Origin of the sequence: Bradyrhizobium sp. Ec3.3, from assembly GCF_000472925.1 — a bacterium.
Taxonomy (GTDB): domain Bacteria; phylum Pseudomonadota; class Alphaproteobacteria; order Rhizobiales; family Xanthobacteraceae; genus Bradyrhizobium.
On sequence record NZ_AXAS01000035.1, the window covers coordinates 28,610 to 46,629 of the forward strand.

An 18,020-nucleotide genomic window follows, 5' to 3' on the forward strand; every position below is an offset into this window, starting at 1 on the left:
GCGCAAGTCTAGCATGGGACAAGAAAAAAGCGGCAATGGCGATGGCCATCGCCGCTTTGCATCTTCGATCGATCGGCCTCAGGTCGGCCGCAGCGCGCTGGAGCCGACATCCAGCGCCTCGATCTGCTTGTTCCGTTCGGATTCGGTCTTGGCGCGGTGGTCGGTCGCGAGCACCACATAGACCGCCGGCAGCACGAACAGCGTGAACAGCGTGCCGATCGACATGCCCACCACGACCACGAGGCCGATCGAGAACCGGCTGGCCGCGCCGGCGCCCGTCGCGGTCAGCAGCGGGATCAGGCCGGTGACCATCGCAGCTGTCGTCATCAGGATCGGCCGCAGACGGATGCGGGCCGCCATTTCGATCGCCGAGCGGCGGTCGAGCCGTTCGTTGATCTGGAGCTCGTTGGCGAACTCCACCATCAGGATGCCGTGCTTGGTGATCAGGCCAATCAGCGTCAGCAATCCGACCTTCGTGTAGATGTTCATGGTCGCCACGCCAAAATAGAGCGGGATCAGGGCGCCGACGATCGCCATCGGCACCGAGATCATGATGACCAGCGGGTCACGCAAGCTCTCGAACTGCGCCGCCAGCACCAGGAAGATGATAATCAGCGCAAATCCCATCGTAATGAGAAGCTGATTGCCCTCCTGCACGTACTGTCGGCTTTCGGAGAGATAGTCGTGACTAAAGCCTTGCGGCAGCTTCTTGGCCTCGCCTTCGAGGAAGTCGACCGCTTGTCCCATGGTCACGCCCGGCATCGGCACGGCCGAGAAGGTCGCCGAGTTGAGCTGATTGTAGTGGGACAGCGAGTTCGGATCGGTCGAGGTCTCGATCGACACCACCGTCGACAGCGGAAGCTGCTGACCGGTGTTCGTCGTCACGTAGTAGCCGCCGAGCAACTCAGGCGAGAGCCGCTGGCCGCGTGGCACCTGCGGGATCACCTGGTAGGAGCGTCCCTCGAGATTGAAGCGGTTGATGTAGTTGCCACCCAAGAGCACCGCCAGCGCGCTGCCGACGTTCTGCATGTTGATGCCGAGGTCCTGCGCCTTGGTGCGATCGATCTTCACCTTCACCGTCGGCTGGTTGAAGTTGAGATCGCTGTCGGAGACGATGAACATGCCGCTCTTGCGCGCGGCGTCCTTCAGCTTCTCCATCTGCTCATAGACGGTCTGGAAACCGGCGGTCGAGTTGATCACCATCTGCACCGGCAGACCGCCCGGCCCGCCCGGCAGCGGCGGCAGGTTGAAGGCGAACGCCTGCACGCCCTCGATCTTGGAGAGCTCAGCCTGCACCAGCGGCTTCAGCTTGATCGACGAGCGTTTGCGCTCGTCCCAGGGCTTTAGCAGCATACCGGCGATGCCGTTCTGCGGGCCGTTGATGCCATTCAGCACGAAGCGCAGGTCGGTCTCGGGGAAGCTTTGGAACTTCTTGTCGAGCTTCTCGCCATAGAAATCGAGATAGTCGATGTTGGCGTATTTCGGCGCCTTGGTCACCGCGAACACGATGCCCTGATCTTCCTCGGGTGCAAGCTCAGCCGAGGTATGGAACCACAGGAATCCGACCAATCCCAGAATGGTCATCGCACAGAGGAACGTGACTGGACGATAGTCGAGCGAGCGGTCGAGCTTGCGGCCGTACCAGCGCGTCACCGCGCCGAACACCTTGTTCACGAGTTTGCCGAAGCGCCCTTCGTCGGCACTCTTCAGGAGCACCGAGCACATCATCGGCGACAGTGTCAGCGCGATGACGCCGGACACGATCACCGAGCCTGCAAGCGTGAAGGCGAATTCGCGGAACAGCGAACCGGTCAGGCCGCCGAGGAAGCCGATCGGAGCATACACCGCGGCCAGCGTAATCGTCATCGATATGACGGGCCCGACGATCTCGCGCGCGCCTTGCAGCGCAGACTGCACCGGCGTCTTGCCCTCCTCCAGATGGCGGTGGATGTTCTCCACCACCACGATGGCGTCGTCGACGACGAGACCGATGGCGAGCACCATCGCGAGCAGCGTCAGCAGGTTGAAGGTGAAACCCATCGCGAGCATCAGGGTGCAGACACCGATCATCGAGAGCGGGATCGTGACGACCGGAATGATCACCGATCGGAACGAGGCCAGGAACAGGAAGATCACCACGATGACGATGATCACGGCCTCGCCAAGCGTCTTCTCGACCTCGTCGATCGAGGACTGGATGAACTTGGTCGAGTCGTAGGCGACCTTCATCTTCATCGACGGCGGCAGATTGCGCTCCAGTTCGGGGAACAGCGCGCGCACGCCCTTCACCAGCGTGAGCGGGTTGCCCTGCGGCGTCGCGTTCACGCCGATGAAGATGGCATGATCGCCGTTGAAGGCGACGCTCGCATCGGTGCTTTGGGCGGCAAGCTCGACGGTCGCGATGTCCTCCATCCGAACGAAGCCGCCGTCCTTGGCCTTGACGATCAATTTCTTGAATTGATTGACGTCGGTGAGGCCCGTGTTGGTATTGATATTGGAGACGATGAGATAGCCCTTGGTCTGGCCGGCCGCCGACTGGAAGTTGTTGGCGGTGATCGCGGCCGCGACATCGGCCGGCGACACATTGCGGCCGGCCATCTTCACGGGATCAAGCCACAGCCGCATCGCAAAGGTCTGGCCGCCCAGGATGTCGGCCGACGCGACGCCGTCGACGGTCGACAGCACCGGCTGCACCACACGCGTCAGGTAGTCCGAGATCGCCGAGCCCGAGAGCTCCTCCGAGGAGAAGCCGATATACATCACCGCCGTGGTCTGGCCCGTCGTCTTGGTGACGATCGGATCGTTCGATTCCTTCGGGATCAGATATTTGACCGAATTCACCTTGGCGAGCACCTCGGTGAGCGCCTGGTTCGGATCGAAGTTCAGCTTGATGTAGACCTGGATCGTGCTCGTGCCCTGCACGGACGATGACGTGATGTAGTCGACGCCCTCGGCGGACGCGACCGCCTGCTCGATCGGCGTCGTGATGAAGCCCTGGATCAGGTCCGCGGACGCGCCGGGATAAGAGGTCGTGACGTTCACGACCGTGTTCGACAGTTTGGGATATTGCCGGATCGGCAGCACCATCGCCGCACGTAGGCCGATCAGGAGGATCAGCAGGCTGACGACGACCGACAGGACCGGTCGCTTGATGAAGATATCGGTAAAGGCCATCGCGGCGATCTCGAATTCGTTTTGCTTGAGTGGCGTGATCCGGCGTCAGGCCGGATCACGCGAGCGCGTTGTCAGTAGCGCGGCGGCTGCGCCGGAATGGCCGGCGCCGGATCGGGCGAAATCGCCACGGCTGCGCCCGATTGCAGCTTGAGCTGGCCGAGGGCGACGACCTTGTCACCCGGCTTCAGGCCCTTGAGGATCTCGGCGCGGCCTTCGACCCGATTGCCGGTCTGCACGAAAGTGCGCACGGCATTCAGGCTGGTCTTGCCGTCCTCTCCCTGCTTCTCCGTGATGACGAACACCGAGTCGCCATAGAGCGTGTAGTCGACCGCCGTCTCCGGAACGGTGATCACCGGAGGCTTGTCCGGCAGCACCACCGTCGTGGTCACGAACATGCCGGGCTTCAGGATCTTGTCCGGATTCGCGATCGTCGCCTGCACGCGGATGTTGCGGGTGTCGCTCGCGATCTGCGGCTCGATGGTGGTGATCTTGCCCTCGAAGACGCGGCCCGGATAGGCATCGACCTTCAGCCGCACGGTCTGGCCGACCTTCAGATTGCCTGAGTCCTTCTCCGTCACCGTGAAATTGGCCCACAGCACCGACAGATCCGTCAGCGACACGATGGCCGTGCCCGCGGTGAGATACTGGCCGACTTCGACCTTGCGCACGCCGAGATCGCCGGAGAACGGCGCCCGCACCAGCTTCTGCGAGATCAGCGCCTCCGTCTTGGCGATGCCTGCCATCGCCTGATCGTAGGAAGCCTGCGCCTGGTCGACGGTCGCCTGCGGACCGAACTGGCGTGAGGCGAGCTGCTTGGCGCGGTCGAGGGAGAGCTGCGCCACCGTTGCCTGCGCCTTGAAGTTGGCAAGGTCACCCTGCTCTGGCGCGTCGAAGAGCTGCACCAGCGGCGTGCCTTCCTCGACATGCGCGCCCGGCTCGAACTTGATCTCGGTGACACGGCCGTTGACGTCGGCGGTGACGTTGACCTGATGCACGGCGGCGAGCTCGCCGACCGCGGTCAACAGGTTCGGCACCACCTCGGACTTCGCCTCGGCCGCGCTGACGCTCACCGGCGGCGGCTTGTTGTTGGCGAAGAACTGCTTGATCATCTGGCCACGGAAAGAATTGAACCAGACCAGCCCGCCGACGAGTGCGCCGAGCAGCAAACCGACAATGATGAACCAGCGCACCGGCTTCACCGGGCGCTTGGGCGCCTTGTCGATCGGTTCGCCCGATATTTTGTGTTCAGCCACGATGTTCATGTCATGCACTTTCTGCAATCGCCGCCTCGCCGGCACCCGGCGCCAAAACGTGGCCCAGATGCGAAGCAATTGCGGCGTCGTTAAGTCCGATACCTCTCAGGAGAAACTCACAGAGCTGCCGCCCCAGATCGCCCGCTTTGCCGTAGGCGAGGCAAGGCGTGGCCGGCAGCCTGGTCAGCGCAGCCGTCATCACCGAATGGTGCGCGAACCAGAACAGGTTGAGCGGATCCGTTGCGCAGGGCCTTGCGTCGCCCGCCGCCACCGCGCGCTCCAGCGAGGCGACGAAAACGGCTCCGATCAGATTCTCGATCTTGGCATATAGCAGGCGCGCGAATTCGCCATCATCCAGATGGCTAGTAACCATCAGCCGCAGGCGCTGCGCCTCCTCCTGATCCGGGCTGTCTGCGATCTGCATGAAGTGCTCGACCATGCTCCGGATCAGCTCGACCAGGGTGGCTGTTGACGGCTCCCGCTCAAGAAGCTCCATCAGTGCCGGATCAGCCTCGCACTCGTCGCTGAGGATCTCGGCGTACAGCGCGGCCTTGGACGGGAAATGCTTGAACAGCAGCGCTTCAGAAATGGCAGCGGCGGCCGCCACGCTCTTGGTCGTGGTGCCGGTATACCCGTGACGGGCAAAGCAACGTTTCGCGGCACCGAGGATGAGTTGCCTCCTCAGGTCGCTCGTCATACGCAGTGAGCTCATGTTAGTGAGTAAGCACTCACCCACGCAAAAGTCAAGTAGAGTGCTGCGATGCAACCTCGATGAGGTGACAAAGCTCAGCGCGCCCCGACGATAGCAAACCCCCGGGCGCGGAGGCCGCGCCGGTCCGCGTTCAGCGAGCGCAGCAGACGATCCCGCGTATCGCGCACATGGGCAGAAGCCTCTCGTGCGGCCTCCTCTGACTGCCCGCTGCGGATATAGCCGAGGATTCGGCGGTGCTCGCTCCAGGCCTGCTCGCGTGACGACTCGGTCCAGACCTCGAGCCAGCGGGCTCGCGAGAGCCTGATCATCACCCCGTCGATCGCGGCGACGAGAAACTTGTTGCCGCTGAGCCGGGCAATTTCGACATGGAAGTCGGTACCGATCTTGTGCCACTCCTCGCGTGGCACGTCAGAACGGCAGGCATTGAGCATTTCTTCGATGCCATCGAGATCCGCCGACGCCGCTCGCGCGCAGGCAAGCCGCACCGCGGTCACCTCGAGCGGCTCACGAAATTCGGCCAGGGCTTCGATTTCGCCGAGATCGATCGGGGCCACGGCCCAATTCCGCCCCTCCCGCTGCACCAGGCCCTCGCCCTCCAACCGCGCCAGCGCGGCGCGAATGGGCGTGCGCGAGCTCTGGAAGCGACCTTCCAGCCAGCGCTCGGTCAGACGCTCGCCGGGCCCGAGGTCCAGCGAGAGAATCATTTCCCTGAGCTGATCGTGGATCAGCAGCATCTGCGACACGCCGAAATCTCCAGCCTTCCGCGCGCGTCATACCGCTCGCAATTGTGAACAATGGTATCCCTTTTTGGTATCCCATTCAACCTCGTTTTGGTATCCCAAAACAGTATTCCAGGGAAAGAAGGTGAGGAATGACGACGACCACGGATGACGAAGAGATGCCGGATGCGGTCAGCACCGCCCGCCCGGTGTCCGCCGCTCACAACCTCGTCGGCGTCGGCCTGGCGGCGGTCGCGGCGATCGCGTTTTCGCTGCGTGCGATCTTCGTCAAGCTTGCCTATGAGGACATGAGCGATCCGGTGACGCTGCTGGCGCTGCGGATGATCTTCTCATTGCCGTTCCTGGCCGCGGCGCTGTCGCTTCATCACCGTTCCTCGGCAGCTCCCGCCCCGCTCACAAGACGCGACGCGATGGCCCTCGCGGCGCTTGGTTTCATCGGCTACTACCTGTCGAGCTTTCTCGACATGTTCGGACTGCAATTCGTGGCCGCCGGGATCGGCCGCCTGCTGCTGTTCCTGTATCCGACGATCGTGGTGATCATTTCCGCGCTGGTCCTGGGCAAGCGGATTTCGCAGCGCGAAGTCGTTGCGCTGCTCATCACCTATGCGGGCGTCGCGCTCGTACTCTCCGCCCAGTTCGACAAGCCGAACGCAAACTTCTGGCTGGGTGCTCTCCTGGTGATGCTCAGCGCGGTCACCTTCTCGATCTATCTCGTCGGCAGTGGCGAAGTCGTTGCCAGGCTCGGATCGATCCGTTTCACGGCCTATGCGACCGCCGCGGCCAGCGTCTTTTGCATCGTGCAGTTCCTGCTGCTGCGGCCGCTCGGCGCGCTCGTGCTGCCCATTCGCGTCTACGAGCTCGCGCTTGCCATGGCGGTGTTCTCAACCGTGATGCCCCTGTTCATGATGGCGGAGGCACTGCGTCGTATCGGCGCGAGCCGCGTCGCGATGATCAGCGCGCTGGGACCGGCCGCAACCGTCATCTCAGGCTATCTCGGCCTCGACGAACGGATGACATGGATGCAGACGATCGGTGGTGTCCTGATCGTGTCGGGCGTGCTCATCGTCGCCGCTCACGTCCGCAAGCTGGACGGGAAGTGACCGAGCTAGATCGGCGGGAACCCGAGGTCGCCGCGCAGCCGGTTGACGATGTAGGTGCCGTCGCGGGTGGGCAGGATGCGGGCCAGCTCGGCGCTGTCGATCTTCACGTTGGCAAAGCGGGGGCCGCCCCTGACGTCATGGACGGACGCGGCGAAGCTCTCGACCTCCGCCATGGTGGAGATCGCCCGGCTATCCCCGATGCCGCAGGCCCTGGCGACGCCGACGAGGTCGGCGGCGGCCGAGGTATGACTGGTCTGGCCGCCGGTCTCGCCGTAGCGCTCATTGTCCAGCACCACGATCGAGAGGTTGGCGGGCTTCTGCAGGCCGATGGTGGCAAGGCTGCCCATCCCCATCAGCATCTCGCCGTCGCCGGTGATGACAAGCACCGGCAGTTCTGGCTGGGCCAGCGCCAGCCCCAGGCCGATCATCGCGGCGCCGCCCATGCCGCCCCAGAGATAGAAATTGCGCGCGTGGTCACCGGCGGCAGTGATGTCGTTGGTCGAGGCGCCCAAGCCACCGATCGCGACCACATCCCTGCGGTTCGCAAGCAGCGCGGCGACGACCTGACGGCGATCGAGGAGATTGGTCTTGCTCATTTGGTGAAAACCTTGGCGCCGATCAGGCGCTGCGACAGGAGGACGGCGGTCGGCGTCAACGCGTTGTAGGCCTGCGCTGCGGCGGCCTCCAACACGGCCGGCACTTCGGCGGCATGCGATGCACGCAGGACCTGGACGCCGGAGAGTTCGAAGACGCCTTGGGTGGTCGATCCCATCGGCACTTGCCAGGGATTGAACTCGCCCCATTCGCCGCGCATCGTCACCAGCGTGAGGAACGGAAAGCGCAGGATCGGGATCAGCGACAGCATGTTGATGCAGTTGCCGACCCCGCTCGACTGCATCAGCAGCACGCCGCGCTGCCCGCCGGTCCAGGCGCCCGCCAGCAGCGCCACGCCCTCCTCCTCGGTCGTGAGCGGAATGCCGCGCATGCTAGATGACGCGAGCACGCGCTTGATGAGTTGGGAGTGACCGGCATCGGGCACATAAGGCACCTGCCGGACCTCGAAGCGCTCCAGGACCGCGAAGATCTCGTCGGGCCATGACGGCGGGGCATCAGCATCAGTGCGCGCGTGCATTTTGGTGTCCAGTCGGCTAGCAAGTCGGAAGAAGTCTAGACGGACGCATGCGTCGTTCGAAGAACAATAACGGCATATCGGCTTTAACCGGTGAGTATAGCGGGATGAACGCACACGCGAGAGAGCTGGCGGCGAGCTTCGACCTGGAGCGGCTGACGCCCGAGTTCTACGACAACCCCTACCCGACCTATCGTGCACTGCGGGAGAACGAGCCGGTCAAGCGCCTGCCGAACGGCACGGTGTTCCTGACGCGCTATGACGATCTCGTCACCACCTACAAGAACACGAGATCGTTCAGCTCGGACAAGAAGAAGGAGTTCACGCCGAAATACGGCGCCTCCCTGCTCTACGAGCACCACACCACGAGCCTCGTGTTCAACGATCCGCCCGCGCACACCCGCGTGCGGCGCCTGATCATGGGCGCGCTGTCGCCGCGCGCGATCGCCAGCATGGAGGGCGACCTCATCGCGCTGGTTGACCGGCTGCTCGATGCGATCGCTGCCAAAGGCGACTGCGAGTTAATCGGCGATTACGCCGCCACCATTCCCATCGAGGTGATCGGCAACCTGCTCGACGTCCCCCATGACGAGCGCGAGCCGCTGCGCGGCTGGTCGCTGGCGATCTTGGGCGCGCTCGAGCCAGTCGTCTCGCCGGAGGCTTTTGCGCGCGGCAATCAAGCGGTGAAGGATTTCCTTAGCTATCTCCAGACGCTCGTCGCGCGCCGCCGGCAAAAGCCCGGCAATCCCGAGCGCGACGTGCTGACTCGCCTGATCCAAGGAGAAGGCAGCGGTGAGGACAACGGCGAGCGGCTGACCGAGACCGAGCTGCTGCACAATTGCATCTTCCTGCTCAATGCCGGCCACGAGACCACCACCAATCTGATCGGCAATGGCCTCGTGGCACTCGATCGCCATCCGGACCAGAAGCAGCGGCTGATCCAGAACCCCGACCTGATCAAGACGGCGGTCGAGGAGATGCTGCGCTATGAGAGCTCGAACCAGCTCGGCAACCGCATGACCACCGAAGCGGTCGAGCTCGGCGGCGTGATGCTGGAGGCCGGCACCTCGATCACGCTGTGCATTGGCGCCGCGAACCGCGATCCCGTGCAATTTCCTGATCCTGAGATCTTCGACATCGCGCGCACGCCGAACCGGCATCTCGCTTTCGCCACCGGCGCGCATCAATGTGCCGGCATGGCGCTGGCGCGGCTGGAAGGCGCGATCGCGATTTCGCGCTTCCTGGCGCGCTTCCCGAACTATGCCTTGAGCGGGAAGCCCGTGCGCGGTGGCCGCGTCCGGTTCCGCGGCTTCCTCAACGTGCCGTGCTCCATCGGCTGACGCGTGGCGAGGATTCCATGAGTATCAAGAGCTTGCGCGACCGCTGGGCCGATCCCCTCCTGACGGCGCTGACGGGCCTCCTCGTCGTCATGATGTTCGTCGTTGCACCGCTGCAGGCACTCGGGATCTTCGCCTTCCAGGTGTCCGAGCTCGTGCTCGCCCTGCTGCTCGTTTGCGGCATCTTCATCATCTCGGGAAGTCCGATCGCGGTCGGCGCGATGCTGATCGCACTCGTCATGATCGTCACCGGCGCCGTCCTGCGATTCCACTCGCCCTCGCTGCTCGACCTCAACCTCTTTGCCGGCTCATGGTTCATCCTCGGCGTCACGATGGCGTGGGCGGTGGCACGCGCGACCTTTGCACCTGGGCGCATCAATTTTCATCGCGTCATCGGCGCCGTCCTGCTCTACTTCACGGTCGCCGTAATCTTCGCAGCCCTTTTCACGTTCGTCGGGTCGCTCGTGCCGGAAGCCTTTTCCGGCATGAAGGTAGAGGATAGTCCGGCGCTGGCAAGCCAGGTGATCTATTTCAGCTTCGCAACCATGACGACGACCGGCTATGGCGACGTTGCACCCGTGCATCCCGTCGTTCGCAGCCTCTGCAATCTCGAAGCCATATTCGGACAGCTCTATCCGGCCACCCTGCTGGCGAGGCTGGTGACGCTGGAGCTCGAGCACCGCGACAAGGAGTGAGTTTGAACGTGTCACGCATTTTCGGCTAGAATGCGTGAGGCTGACAAGCTGGAGTGACAAAGGATGAGTAGTCCGCCAGTCGCTGATTTCATCGCGAGGGAGGCGCGTTTCGGCGCCCGCAATTACGAGCCGCTCGGCGTTGTCCTGTCGCGCGGCGAAGGCGTCTTCGTATGGGACACCCAGGGCAACCGCTATCTGGATTGCCTCTCCGCCTATTCGGCTCTCAACCAGGGCCACTGTCACCCCAAGATTCTGGCCGCCATGGTCGAGCAGGCGAGCCGACTGACCCTAACCTCGCGTGCATTCCACAACGATCAGCTCGCCCCGTTCTACGAGGAGATTGCGGAGCTGACCGGCTCGCACAAGGTGCTGCCGATGAACAGCGGGGCCGAGGCGGTGGAGAGCGCGATCAAGTCGGTGCGCAAATGGGGCTATGAGGTGAAGGGCGTGCCGGACGGACAAGCCGAGATCATCGTCTGCGCCAACAACTTCCACGGACGCACTCTCGGTGTGGTCGGCTTCTCGACGGATCCGGCAACGCGCGGGCACTTCGGACCGTTCGCGCCGGGCTTCAGGATCATTCCGTTCGGCGATGCCGCAGCCCTCGAGGAGGCGATCACGCCGAACACCGTCGCCTTCCTGGTCGAACCGATCCAGGGCGAAGCCGGCGTCATCATTCCGCCGGCAGGCTATTTCACAGGGGTCCGCGAGCTCTGCTCCTCGCACGAGGTGATGCTGATCCTCGACGAGATCCAAACCGGGCTCGGCCGCACCGGCAAGCTGCTCGCGGAACAGCACGAAGGCATCGAGGCGGACGTGACGCTGCTCGGCAAAGCCTTGTCAGGCGGCTTCTATCCCGTCTCGGCCGTGCTTTCGAACAACGAAGTCCTCGGCACGCTGAAGCCTGGCCAGCACGGCTCGACATTCGGCGGCAATCCGCTCGCCTGTGCTGTGGCGCGGGCAGCGCTCCGCGTGCTCGTCGAGGAAGGAATGATCGAGAATGCCGCGGTGCAGGGTGAACGCTTCCTGGAAGGCCTCAGTAGCATCCGCGCCAACACCGTCCGCGACGTGCGCGGACGCGGGCTGATGCTGGCGGTCGAACTACATCCAGAGGCCGGCCCCGCGCGCCGCTACTGTGAGGCTCTGCAGGTTGAAGGCATCCTCGCCAAGGATACCCATGAGCACACGATCCGCATCGCCCCGCCACTGGTGATCACCAGCGATCAGGTCGACTGGGCGCTGGAACGGTTCGCCACCACCCTCACGCGGGATTTCTCCTGAGGCTGCCTGCGTCGGAAGACCGCAAGACCGGCGGCAGTCAAGAACGAACGATATCGCCGCCAGCGCGTTGAACGATTGCGGGCGATTGGGACGAGCGTGGAGTTGCGATCATGCTTCCGCGTGGCATTTGCCTTTCGGCGTTTTTGGTTGGTGTCTCGATGATCGTAGCGAGCGTGGGAGCGTCCGCCCAGAACCCCCATGGAAGGGGTGGACCACCGGCAGCGGCGCCGCATCCAGCCGCACCACCTGCTATAGCCCGCCCGGCGGCGCCGCCAGCCATGGCACGCCCCGCTGCACCCGCGTTCCATCCACCGGCCATGCCACAGCGCCCCGCGATGGCGCCGCACCCTGCGCCTCACTTCGCCTCGCCGCCACCGCGTCCGGCCCCACACTTCGCTGCGCCGCCGCCGCGAGCGGCCCCGCATGTGGCGGCCCCCCGGCCTGAATTCCATCACCCGCAAGCAGCGCCACAACGTCCGGCCATGGCCCCGCGGCCGACGCCGCATATCGCCGCCCCCTCTCGCCCAAGCGCGCCACCTGCCGTGAGCGCGCGGCCGTCGCGACAGGAGCAGGTGCAACAGCGCGCGCAACAGCACCAGCAGCAGATCCAGCAGCGCCAGCAAATGGTACAGCAACGGCAGCGCGACGCGCTGTCGCGCCAGAGCACGGAACGTCAAACCCGCATCGATCGGCTGCAACAGCGCGTGCAACAATTGCAGTCGCAGAAGCCGGAAGGCCTGCGAGCGCAACGTGCACAGGAGCGGACGCTGCAAACACAGAACCGCCTGCTGCAGCGCGAGCAGAGCATGCAGCAGCGCGATCAGGCGCGCCTGCAGCGGTTGGGGCCTGCGCAAGCCGCAGTCGGGCGAGCCGCCGCCATGCAGGCCGCCGAGCGCGGGCGATTTGCGGAACGTTTCCGCGAGCAGGCCACTCCGCTGAGCCAGGCGGCACTCATGACCCGCCAGAGCGGCTGGGCTCCCCGGGAGGCTTGGCAGCACCGCCATCCTGCGGTCTTCGTGGCGTGGCTTGGCCCAGTGTTCTGGCCTTACGCCTATTCCGACATTTTCGACTACACGTTCTGGTCCTACGGGTACGACCCCGGCTACTGGGCCTATGCCTACGACGACTTCGTCGACACCGTGTTCTGGGGCGGGGATGGCGCCTATTCAGCCTATGCCAGCACCAACCCCTATGACTATCCGCAAACCGGTGGCGGCTACCGCGCGCGGCGGGGCTCGAGCGCAAGCCAGCAGGCGCTACGGCAACTATGTGACGCTCCGGACAAGGGCGTGACGGCCTGGCCGTTCGAGTCGATCACGCAGGCGGTCCGGCCGACGCCCGAACAGCGCGGCTTGCTCGACGACTTGAAGGCCGCGGCGGCACGGGCTGCCGATGCATTCAAGCAGTCCTGCAATGATTCCTATCCGCTGACGCCACCCGGCCGCTTGCGCGCGATGACGAACCGCGTCAGCGCCACGCTCGAGGCCGTGAAGATCGTTCGGCCGGCGCTCGAGAAGTTCTATGGTTCGCTCAGCGACGAGCAGCAGGCGCGCTTCAACGCGCTCGGCCCCAATGTCGGCGAGCCTTCGCAACAGCAGCCCCAGCAGCAGGAAGCGAATGCTCAGGGCGAGAGCTGCGGCGATCCGAAATCAAGCCTGACGGAGCTGCCGATCGAACGGATCGATGCAGTGGTACAGCCGGCCGGCAAGCAGAAGGAAGCGCTCGACCGCCTGAGCGACGCGACCAAGCAGGCTGTTAAAGGACTGCAAGCTGTCTGCCCGGATCAAGTGCCGCTGACGCCGATTGGGCGATTGGAAGCTATGCAGCACCGACTCGAAGCCATGCTGGAGGCGGCCAATTGGGTGCAGCCGGTGCTGGACGAGTTCTACGCGACGCTCAGCAGCGAGCAGAAGGCGCGCTTCAACACGATGCCCCGGACGGCAAGCCAGTGATTGCCACCAGTTGCTTGTGACTTGATTCTAGACCACGGTCCGGTGCCGTTCGATGCAGCTGAGCAGCACCTCATCCATCGGCTTGTCCCACCAGTCGTTGGAGAAGATCTCGATCTCGGAATAGCCGGCATAGCCTTGCGCCTCGACCGCTTTGCGCACTGATCTGATGTCGATGACGCCGTCGCCCATCATGCCGCGGTCGTTGAGGATGTCCTTGGTCGGCACCAGCCAGTCGCAGACGTGGAACGCCAGCAGGCGGTCTCGGCCCGCGCGCGCGATCTGGCTCATCAGCTCCGGATCCCACCAGATGTGATAGACGTCGAGCGCGACGCCCAACGTGCCAGTGCGGCCTGGATCGAGCCGGTCGCAGATGTCGAGCGCCTGCTTCGTCGTGTTCACACAGGCGCGGTCCGCGGCATAGGCGGGATGCAAGGGCTCGATCGCTAGCGGCAGCTTTGCCTGCCTGGCATAATCGAGCATTTCAGCGAGAGCATCCTCGACCTGCGCACGCGCTGCGACGATATCTTTCGAGGCGCCGCTGCCCGGCCGCGAATATTGCGGCAGGCCGCCGACGACCAGCACGATGCAGGAGGCGCCGAGCGCCTTGGCTTCATCCACGCAGCGGCGATTGTCGTCGCGCACCTCCGCGCGGCGCGCAGCGTCAGACGTGAACATGCCGCCGCGGCAATAGCCTGAGAGCTCAAGCCCGGCGTCGCGCACCGCGCGTGCGGCGCGATCGGGCCCGACGGCCGCGACCTGATCGCGCCAGGGATCGATGGCACGGATGCCGTGCCGCGCGCAGGCGTCAATGATGGCGACGAGGTCGCCCTGCTTGCGGACCGTTGCCGTGTTCAGCGACAGCCAGCGATGGTCGGAAGAGAAGTCGCGCATCAGCCCTCGATTCCGCGTAAGGCCATCACGGTCTTCATCCGCTGTGTCGCGGCTTCCGGATTGGCAAGCAGCCCGGCCTGATCGGCGAGCCGGAACAGCTCAGCCAGATGGAGCGTCGAGCGCGCGCTCTCCTGACCGCCGACCATGGTGAAATGATCCTGATGACCGTTCAGATAGGCCATGAACACCACACCTGTCTTGTAGAAGCGCGTTGGCGCCTTGAAGATGTGACGCGACAGGGGCACCGTCGGCCCAAGCACATCATGGAAGCCGGCCTCGTCGCCGGCCGCCAGCCGCGACAGCGCATAGGAGGCCGCCGGCGCGATGGCATCGAAGATGCCGAGCAGCGCGTGCGAAAATCCCTGTTCGTCGCCGGCGATCAGCTCCGCATAGTTGAAGTCATCGCCGGTGTACATCTTGATGCGCTTGTCGAGGCGACGGCGCATGTCGATCTCGCGCTGCTTGTCGAGCAGCGAGACCTTGACGCCATCGACCTTGGCGGCATTGCCGTTGATGATCGCGACGGCGGTATCCATCGCCCTGTCCAGATCCTGGGTACCCCAATAGCCGGTCAGGGCCGGATCGAACATGTCGCCGAGCCAGTGGATGATCACGGGTTCGCGGACCTGCGACAGCACGCGATCATAGACCCTGGCGTAGTCGTCGGCATCGCGGCCGAGCTTTGCCAGCGCGCGCGACGCCATCAGGATGATCCGACCGCCAACCTTCTCGACCGCCGCAACCTGCTCTTCATACGCGCGGATCACATCGTCGAGGCCTTTGGCATCCTCCACTGCGAGGTGATCGGTGCCCGCGCCGGAGAACACCAGCGCATTGCGCGACTTTGCGGCCGCAACCGAACGCGTGATCAATTCCAGCGAGGTCGGCCAGTCCAGCCCCATGCCGCGCTGCGCGGTGTCCATGGCTTCGGCAACACCAAGGCCGAGATCCCAGACATGCTCGCGAAAAGCAATGGTCTTGTCCCAGTCGATGGCAGCCGCGAGCCAGGGATCGTTGTCGGCGAGCGGATCGGCCACCATGTGCGCGGCCGAGAACGCAAAGCGGTTCAGCGTGCCCTCGAGCTTGGCAGGGAAGCTGCGCGAGGCCGCGAGCCGATAGGTCTCGATCGAGCGATCCGCCCTGGGCAGCTTGAGCGACAACGACGATATCTGCGGGACTGGCTTGTTCATGGCTCCCTCCTCTCAGACCTTGATTGGTGCGACGTCGATCCAGCGTCGCTCCTTCCAGCTCTTCAGCGCACATTCGGCGAGCTGTACGCCCTTGGCGCCTTCGAGCAGCGTGAACTTGTACGGCGCATCCTCGCAGACGTGCCGGATGTACATCTCCCACTGCTCCTTGAAGCCGTTGTCGTAGGAGACGTTGTCCGGCAGCTTCTGCCAGTCGCCGTAGAAATCGTGCAGCCGCTTCTCGTCGGGATTCCACACCGGCCGGGGCGTCGCCTGCCGTGCCTGGATCATGCAGTCAGAGAGGCCCGCCACCGCCGAGCCAAGCGTACCGTCGACCTGGAAGGTGACGAGATCATCGCGATAGACGCGCGTCACCCAGGACATGTTGATATGGGCGATGATGCCGCCCTTGAGCTGGAAGGTGGCGTAGGCGGAGTCGTCGGCCGTCGCCTTGTACTTCTGTCCCTGCTCGTCATAGCGCTCGGGAATATCGGTATTGCCGATGCAGACCACGCTCTCGACGTCGCCAAAGAGGTTGTCGAGCACGTAACGCCAGTGGCAGACCATGTCGAGGATGATGCCGCCACCATCCTCATTGCGATAGTTCCAGGATGGCCGCTGCGCCTCCTGCCAGCCGCCTTCGAACACCCAATAGCCGAACTCGCCGCGCACCGAGAGGATGCGGCCGAAGAATCCGGAATCACGCAGGAACGCGAGCTTCTTCAATCCCGGCAGGAACAGCTTGTCCTGCACGGTACCGTGCTTGACACCCTTGGCGTTGGCGAGCCGCACCACTTCGACAGCTTCCTCGAAATTGGTCGCAATCGGCTTCTCGCAATAGACGTGCTTGCCGGCGTTGATCGCGCGGGTCAGCAGGTTCGGCCGTGCCTGCGTGGTCGCGGCGTCGAAGAACACGCTATCGTTCATGTCGGCGAGCGCCGCATCGAGATCGGTGGTCCAGCGCGCGATGTTGAACTGTTTTGCCAGCCGCTCGACCTTGTCGGCGCTGCGGCCGACCAGGATCGGATCGGGCATCACGCGGTCGCCGTTCTTCAGCCTGACGCCGCCCTGGTCGCGGATCGCGACGATCGAGCGGATCAGATGCTGGTTGAGCCCCATGCGGCCGGTGACGCCGTTCATGATGAGGCCGAGGCGCTGCGTGGTCATGCCAATTGCTCCTGAAGGGATTCTGGCTGATTGAGGGGTGCCAGCGCCGACCAGTCCGGATGGACCGACGTCGCAAAGCCCGGTGTGGCGAGCGATCCCGTCAGGAGGTCGCCGCCGTGAATGGAAAGACGGATGCCCCGGCCAGAATCGGCATAGAGATCGGGATGCGCCGCCGCGAAGGCCTGCGCTTCCTCTGCGGGCGCATCGCCAAAGCCGTCGACATAGTGGTGGCCGTTGCGTTCGCCGTGATCGAGGCAAAGCAGTGTGCTCAGTGCAAGATCCTGCTGCAGGGCGAGCCCCGGCTGGCAGGTCAAGTCTTCACCGGCGACAAAACATTCGGCCCCGTCCATATCGCGCGCGATCATCCTGGACGCGTTCACTATCGACTTGTAGAAGCCCTTGCAGGATTTCGAGGATACGCCGCTATAGCCGAGCCTGAAAGCCGTCGGCCAAGCGTCATAGGAATCGTCCGCCTCGTCGATAATGAAGTCGCGACGACGGAGAGCGCCGAGCGGCGTCCGCTGGGTAATATCGCGCGGCAGCGGCTGCTCGATATATTGCAACCTGCCCGTGATGGGTGCGAGCGCGCTGTCGCGCTCCAGTCGGTCAACCAGCACTTCAAGGGCGCTCAAATCGGTGTACTGCTCGTTGCCGTCGAGCGTGATGCTGTAATGGTGAGGCAACGTCGCAAGCTGGCCGCCAATCCGGATCAGTCGCGCGGCGTCCGCTTCCGGGTCGCCGCCGAGCTTGAGCTTGAAGTAACGCGCGCCAGAATTTGCGCGTGGATCGGCAACACCGCCTTCGCCCTCGACCTTGTCCTCAAGGCCGACGGTATGACGGATCGCGATACGCCGGGACCGGTGCTGGTTGGCAAGCCCAAGAAAGCGGCCGACATCGCCTTCACTGAGATCAGGCGACAGGCGCTCGTCGATGCCGGCGATGTTTTGGGCCATCCCGTCGAAGAAACTGGTGTCGACGCCGCGCAGCAATGCGTCGAGGACCGCCTTGTCAATCTCGGCGGGGCCATAGGCCGCAGCGAGCGGCGGAATGTTCTCCTTGGCGCAGGCCGCCACCTGCGCGCCGATGCACGCGGCATGCAGCTCGAACGCGGTCAGGAAACCGGTCTGCGCAAGATACAGCCCCCGCGCGATCTGAAGCGACCGTCGCAAGCCATCGACCGTCTGCGCCGGCGAGAGCTCGGGCCGCTTGTCGAACCATTTTGGCACCAGCAGCTCGGCACTGGCGCCGATCGCAATTCCCCTGCCCTCGACCTCGATCTCGGCACGCACGAAGAGCTGCGGTGTCGCGTGAAGCGTGATCGCGCCGAAGCGGAACGGCCGCGCGAAACGCACGGGACGTTCGAAGAACGCTATATCTCGCAGCTTCAGGCGCAACGGCATGG

15 protein-coding genes are annotated in these 18,020 nt (G+C 64.2%); 5 read left to right on the forward strand and 10 right to left on the reverse strand.

Going from position 1 to position 18,020, the window contains the following annotated elements:
• Nucleotides 1-78 precede the first annotated feature (78 nt).
• The 4 genes from YUU_RS0128845 to YUU_RS0128860 all read right to left on the reverse strand — a co-directional run bounded on the left by YUU_RS0128845 (nucleotide 79) and on the right by YUU_RS0128860 (nucleotide 5,882).
• Nucleotides 79-3,174 carry a MexW/MexI family multidrug efflux RND transporter permease subunit gene (locus YUU_RS0128845; RefSeq protein ID WP_027525500.1) on the reverse strand — a complete coding sequence of 1,032 codons (3,096 nt, stop codon included), beginning with the start codon at nucleotides 3,172-3,174 and terminating at the stop codon, nucleotides 79-81.
• 71 nt (nucleotides 3,175-3,245) lie between these two features.
• Nucleotides 3,246-4,436, reverse strand: coding sequence for an efflux RND transporter periplasmic adaptor subunit (locus tag YUU_RS0128850; protein WP_027525501.1), 1,191 nt, complete (start codon nucleotides 4,434-4,436; stop codon nucleotides 3,246-3,248).
• 1 nt (nucleotide 4,437) lies between these two features.
• The gene (locus YUU_RS0128855) at nucleotides 4,438-5,139 is read right to left on the reverse strand and encodes a TetR/AcrR family transcriptional regulator (RefSeq protein WP_027525502.1); all 702 of its coding nucleotides are present in this window, start codon (nucleotides 5,137-5,139) and stop codon (nucleotides 4,438-4,440) included.
• 74 nt (nucleotides 5,140-5,213) lie between these two features.
• The gene (locus tag YUU_RS0128860; protein WP_027525503.1) at nucleotides 5,214-5,882 is read right to left on the reverse strand and encodes a GntR family transcriptional regulator; all 669 of its coding nucleotides are present in this window, start codon (nucleotides 5,880-5,882) and stop codon (nucleotides 5,214-5,216) included.
• Between the two features lie 128 nt (nucleotides 5,883-6,010).
• Between YUU_RS0128860 and YUU_RS0128865 the strand changes: the two genes are divergently transcribed.
• On the forward strand, nucleotides 6,011-6,979 hold the full coding sequence (locus YUU_RS0128865) for a DMT family transporter (RefSeq protein ID WP_051389934.1): 969 nt from the start codon (nucleotides 6,011-6,013) through the stop codon (nucleotides 6,977-6,979).
• Nucleotides 6,980-6,984: 5 nt separating this feature from the next.
• Here YUU_RS0128865 and YUU_RS0128870 read toward each other — a convergent pair whose 3' ends face one another.
• Nucleotides 6,985-7,575: a thiamine pyrophosphate-dependent enzyme gene (locus YUU_RS0128870; protein WP_027525505.1), complete on the reverse strand. Its 591-nt coding sequence runs from the start codon at nucleotides 7,573-7,575 to the stop codon at nucleotides 6,985-6,987.
• Nucleotides 7,572-8,111: a phosphonopyruvate decarboxylase gene (locus YUU_RS0128875; protein WP_027525506.1), complete on the reverse strand. Its 540-nt coding sequence runs from the start codon at nucleotides 8,109-8,111 to the stop codon at nucleotides 7,572-7,574. The genes YUU_RS0128870 and YUU_RS0128875 overlap by 4 nt, the downstream gene beginning before the upstream one ends.
• A gap of 104 nt (nucleotides 8,112-8,215) precedes the next feature.
• Here YUU_RS0128875 and YUU_RS0128880 point away from each other — a divergent pair, with 104 nt between their 5' ends.
• The 4 genes from YUU_RS0128880 (at nucleotide 8,216) to YUU_RS0128895 (ending at nucleotide 13,373) form a co-directional block, all read left to right on the forward strand.
• Nucleotides 8,216-9,448 (forward strand): cytochrome P450, encoded by a 1,233-nt coding sequence (locus YUU_RS0128880; RefSeq protein ID WP_027525507.1) that lies wholly within the window; start codon nucleotides 8,216-8,218, stop codon nucleotides 9,446-9,448.
• 17 nt (nucleotides 9,449-9,465) lie between these two features.
• Nucleotides 9,466-10,140, forward strand: coding sequence for a potassium channel family protein (locus YUU_RS0128885; RefSeq protein ID WP_156944560.1), 675 nt, complete (start codon nucleotides 9,466-9,468; stop codon nucleotides 10,138-10,140).
• A 63-nt stretch (nucleotides 10,141-10,203) separates the two neighbouring features.
• On the forward strand, nucleotides 10,204-11,421 hold the full coding sequence (gene rocD, locus YUU_RS0128890) for an ornithine--oxo-acid transaminase (RefSeq protein WP_027525509.1): 1,218 nt from the start codon (nucleotides 10,204-10,206) through the stop codon (nucleotides 11,419-11,421).
• A gap of 542 nt (nucleotides 11,422-11,963) precedes the next feature.
• Complete coding sequence (locus YUU_RS0128895) at nucleotides 11,964-13,373, forward strand: Spy/CpxP family protein refolding chaperone (protein WP_245288118.1); 1,410 nt, start codon at nucleotides 11,964-11,966, stop codon at nucleotides 13,371-13,373.
• A 27-nt stretch (nucleotides 13,374-13,400) separates the two neighbouring features.
• On the opposite strand, the gene YUU_RS0128900 is transcribed toward YUU_RS0128895, so the two are convergent.
• The 4 genes from YUU_RS0128900 to YUU_RS0128915 are packed head-to-tail and all read right to left on the reverse strand — an operon-like array spanning nucleotide 13,401 to nucleotide 18,018.
• The gene (locus YUU_RS0128900; RefSeq protein ID WP_027525511.1) at nucleotides 13,401-14,264 is read right to left on the reverse strand and encodes a sugar phosphate isomerase/epimerase; all 864 of its coding nucleotides are present in this window, start codon (nucleotides 14,262-14,264) and stop codon (nucleotides 13,401-13,403) included.
• Nucleotides 14,264-15,454: a dihydrodipicolinate synthase family protein gene (locus YUU_RS0128905; protein ID WP_027525512.1), complete on the reverse strand. Its 1,191-nt coding sequence runs from the start codon at nucleotides 15,452-15,454 to the stop codon at nucleotides 14,264-14,266. Before YUU_RS0128905 ends, YUU_RS0128900 begins: the two co-directional genes overlap by 1 nt.
• A 12-nt stretch (nucleotides 15,455-15,466) precedes the next feature.
• Entirely contained in the window at nucleotides 15,467-16,618 is a 1,152-nt protein-coding gene (locus tag YUU_RS0128910; RefSeq protein WP_027525513.1) for a Gfo/Idh/MocA family protein, read from the reverse strand.
• Nucleotides 16,615-18,018, reverse strand: a complete 1,404-nt coding sequence (locus YUU_RS0128915; protein ID WP_027525514.1) for a hypothetical protein — start codon at nucleotides 18,016-18,018, stop codon at nucleotides 16,615-16,617. The genes YUU_RS0128910 and YUU_RS0128915 overlap by 4 nt, the downstream gene beginning before the upstream one ends.
• Nucleotides 18,019-18,020 lie beyond the last annotated feature (2 nt).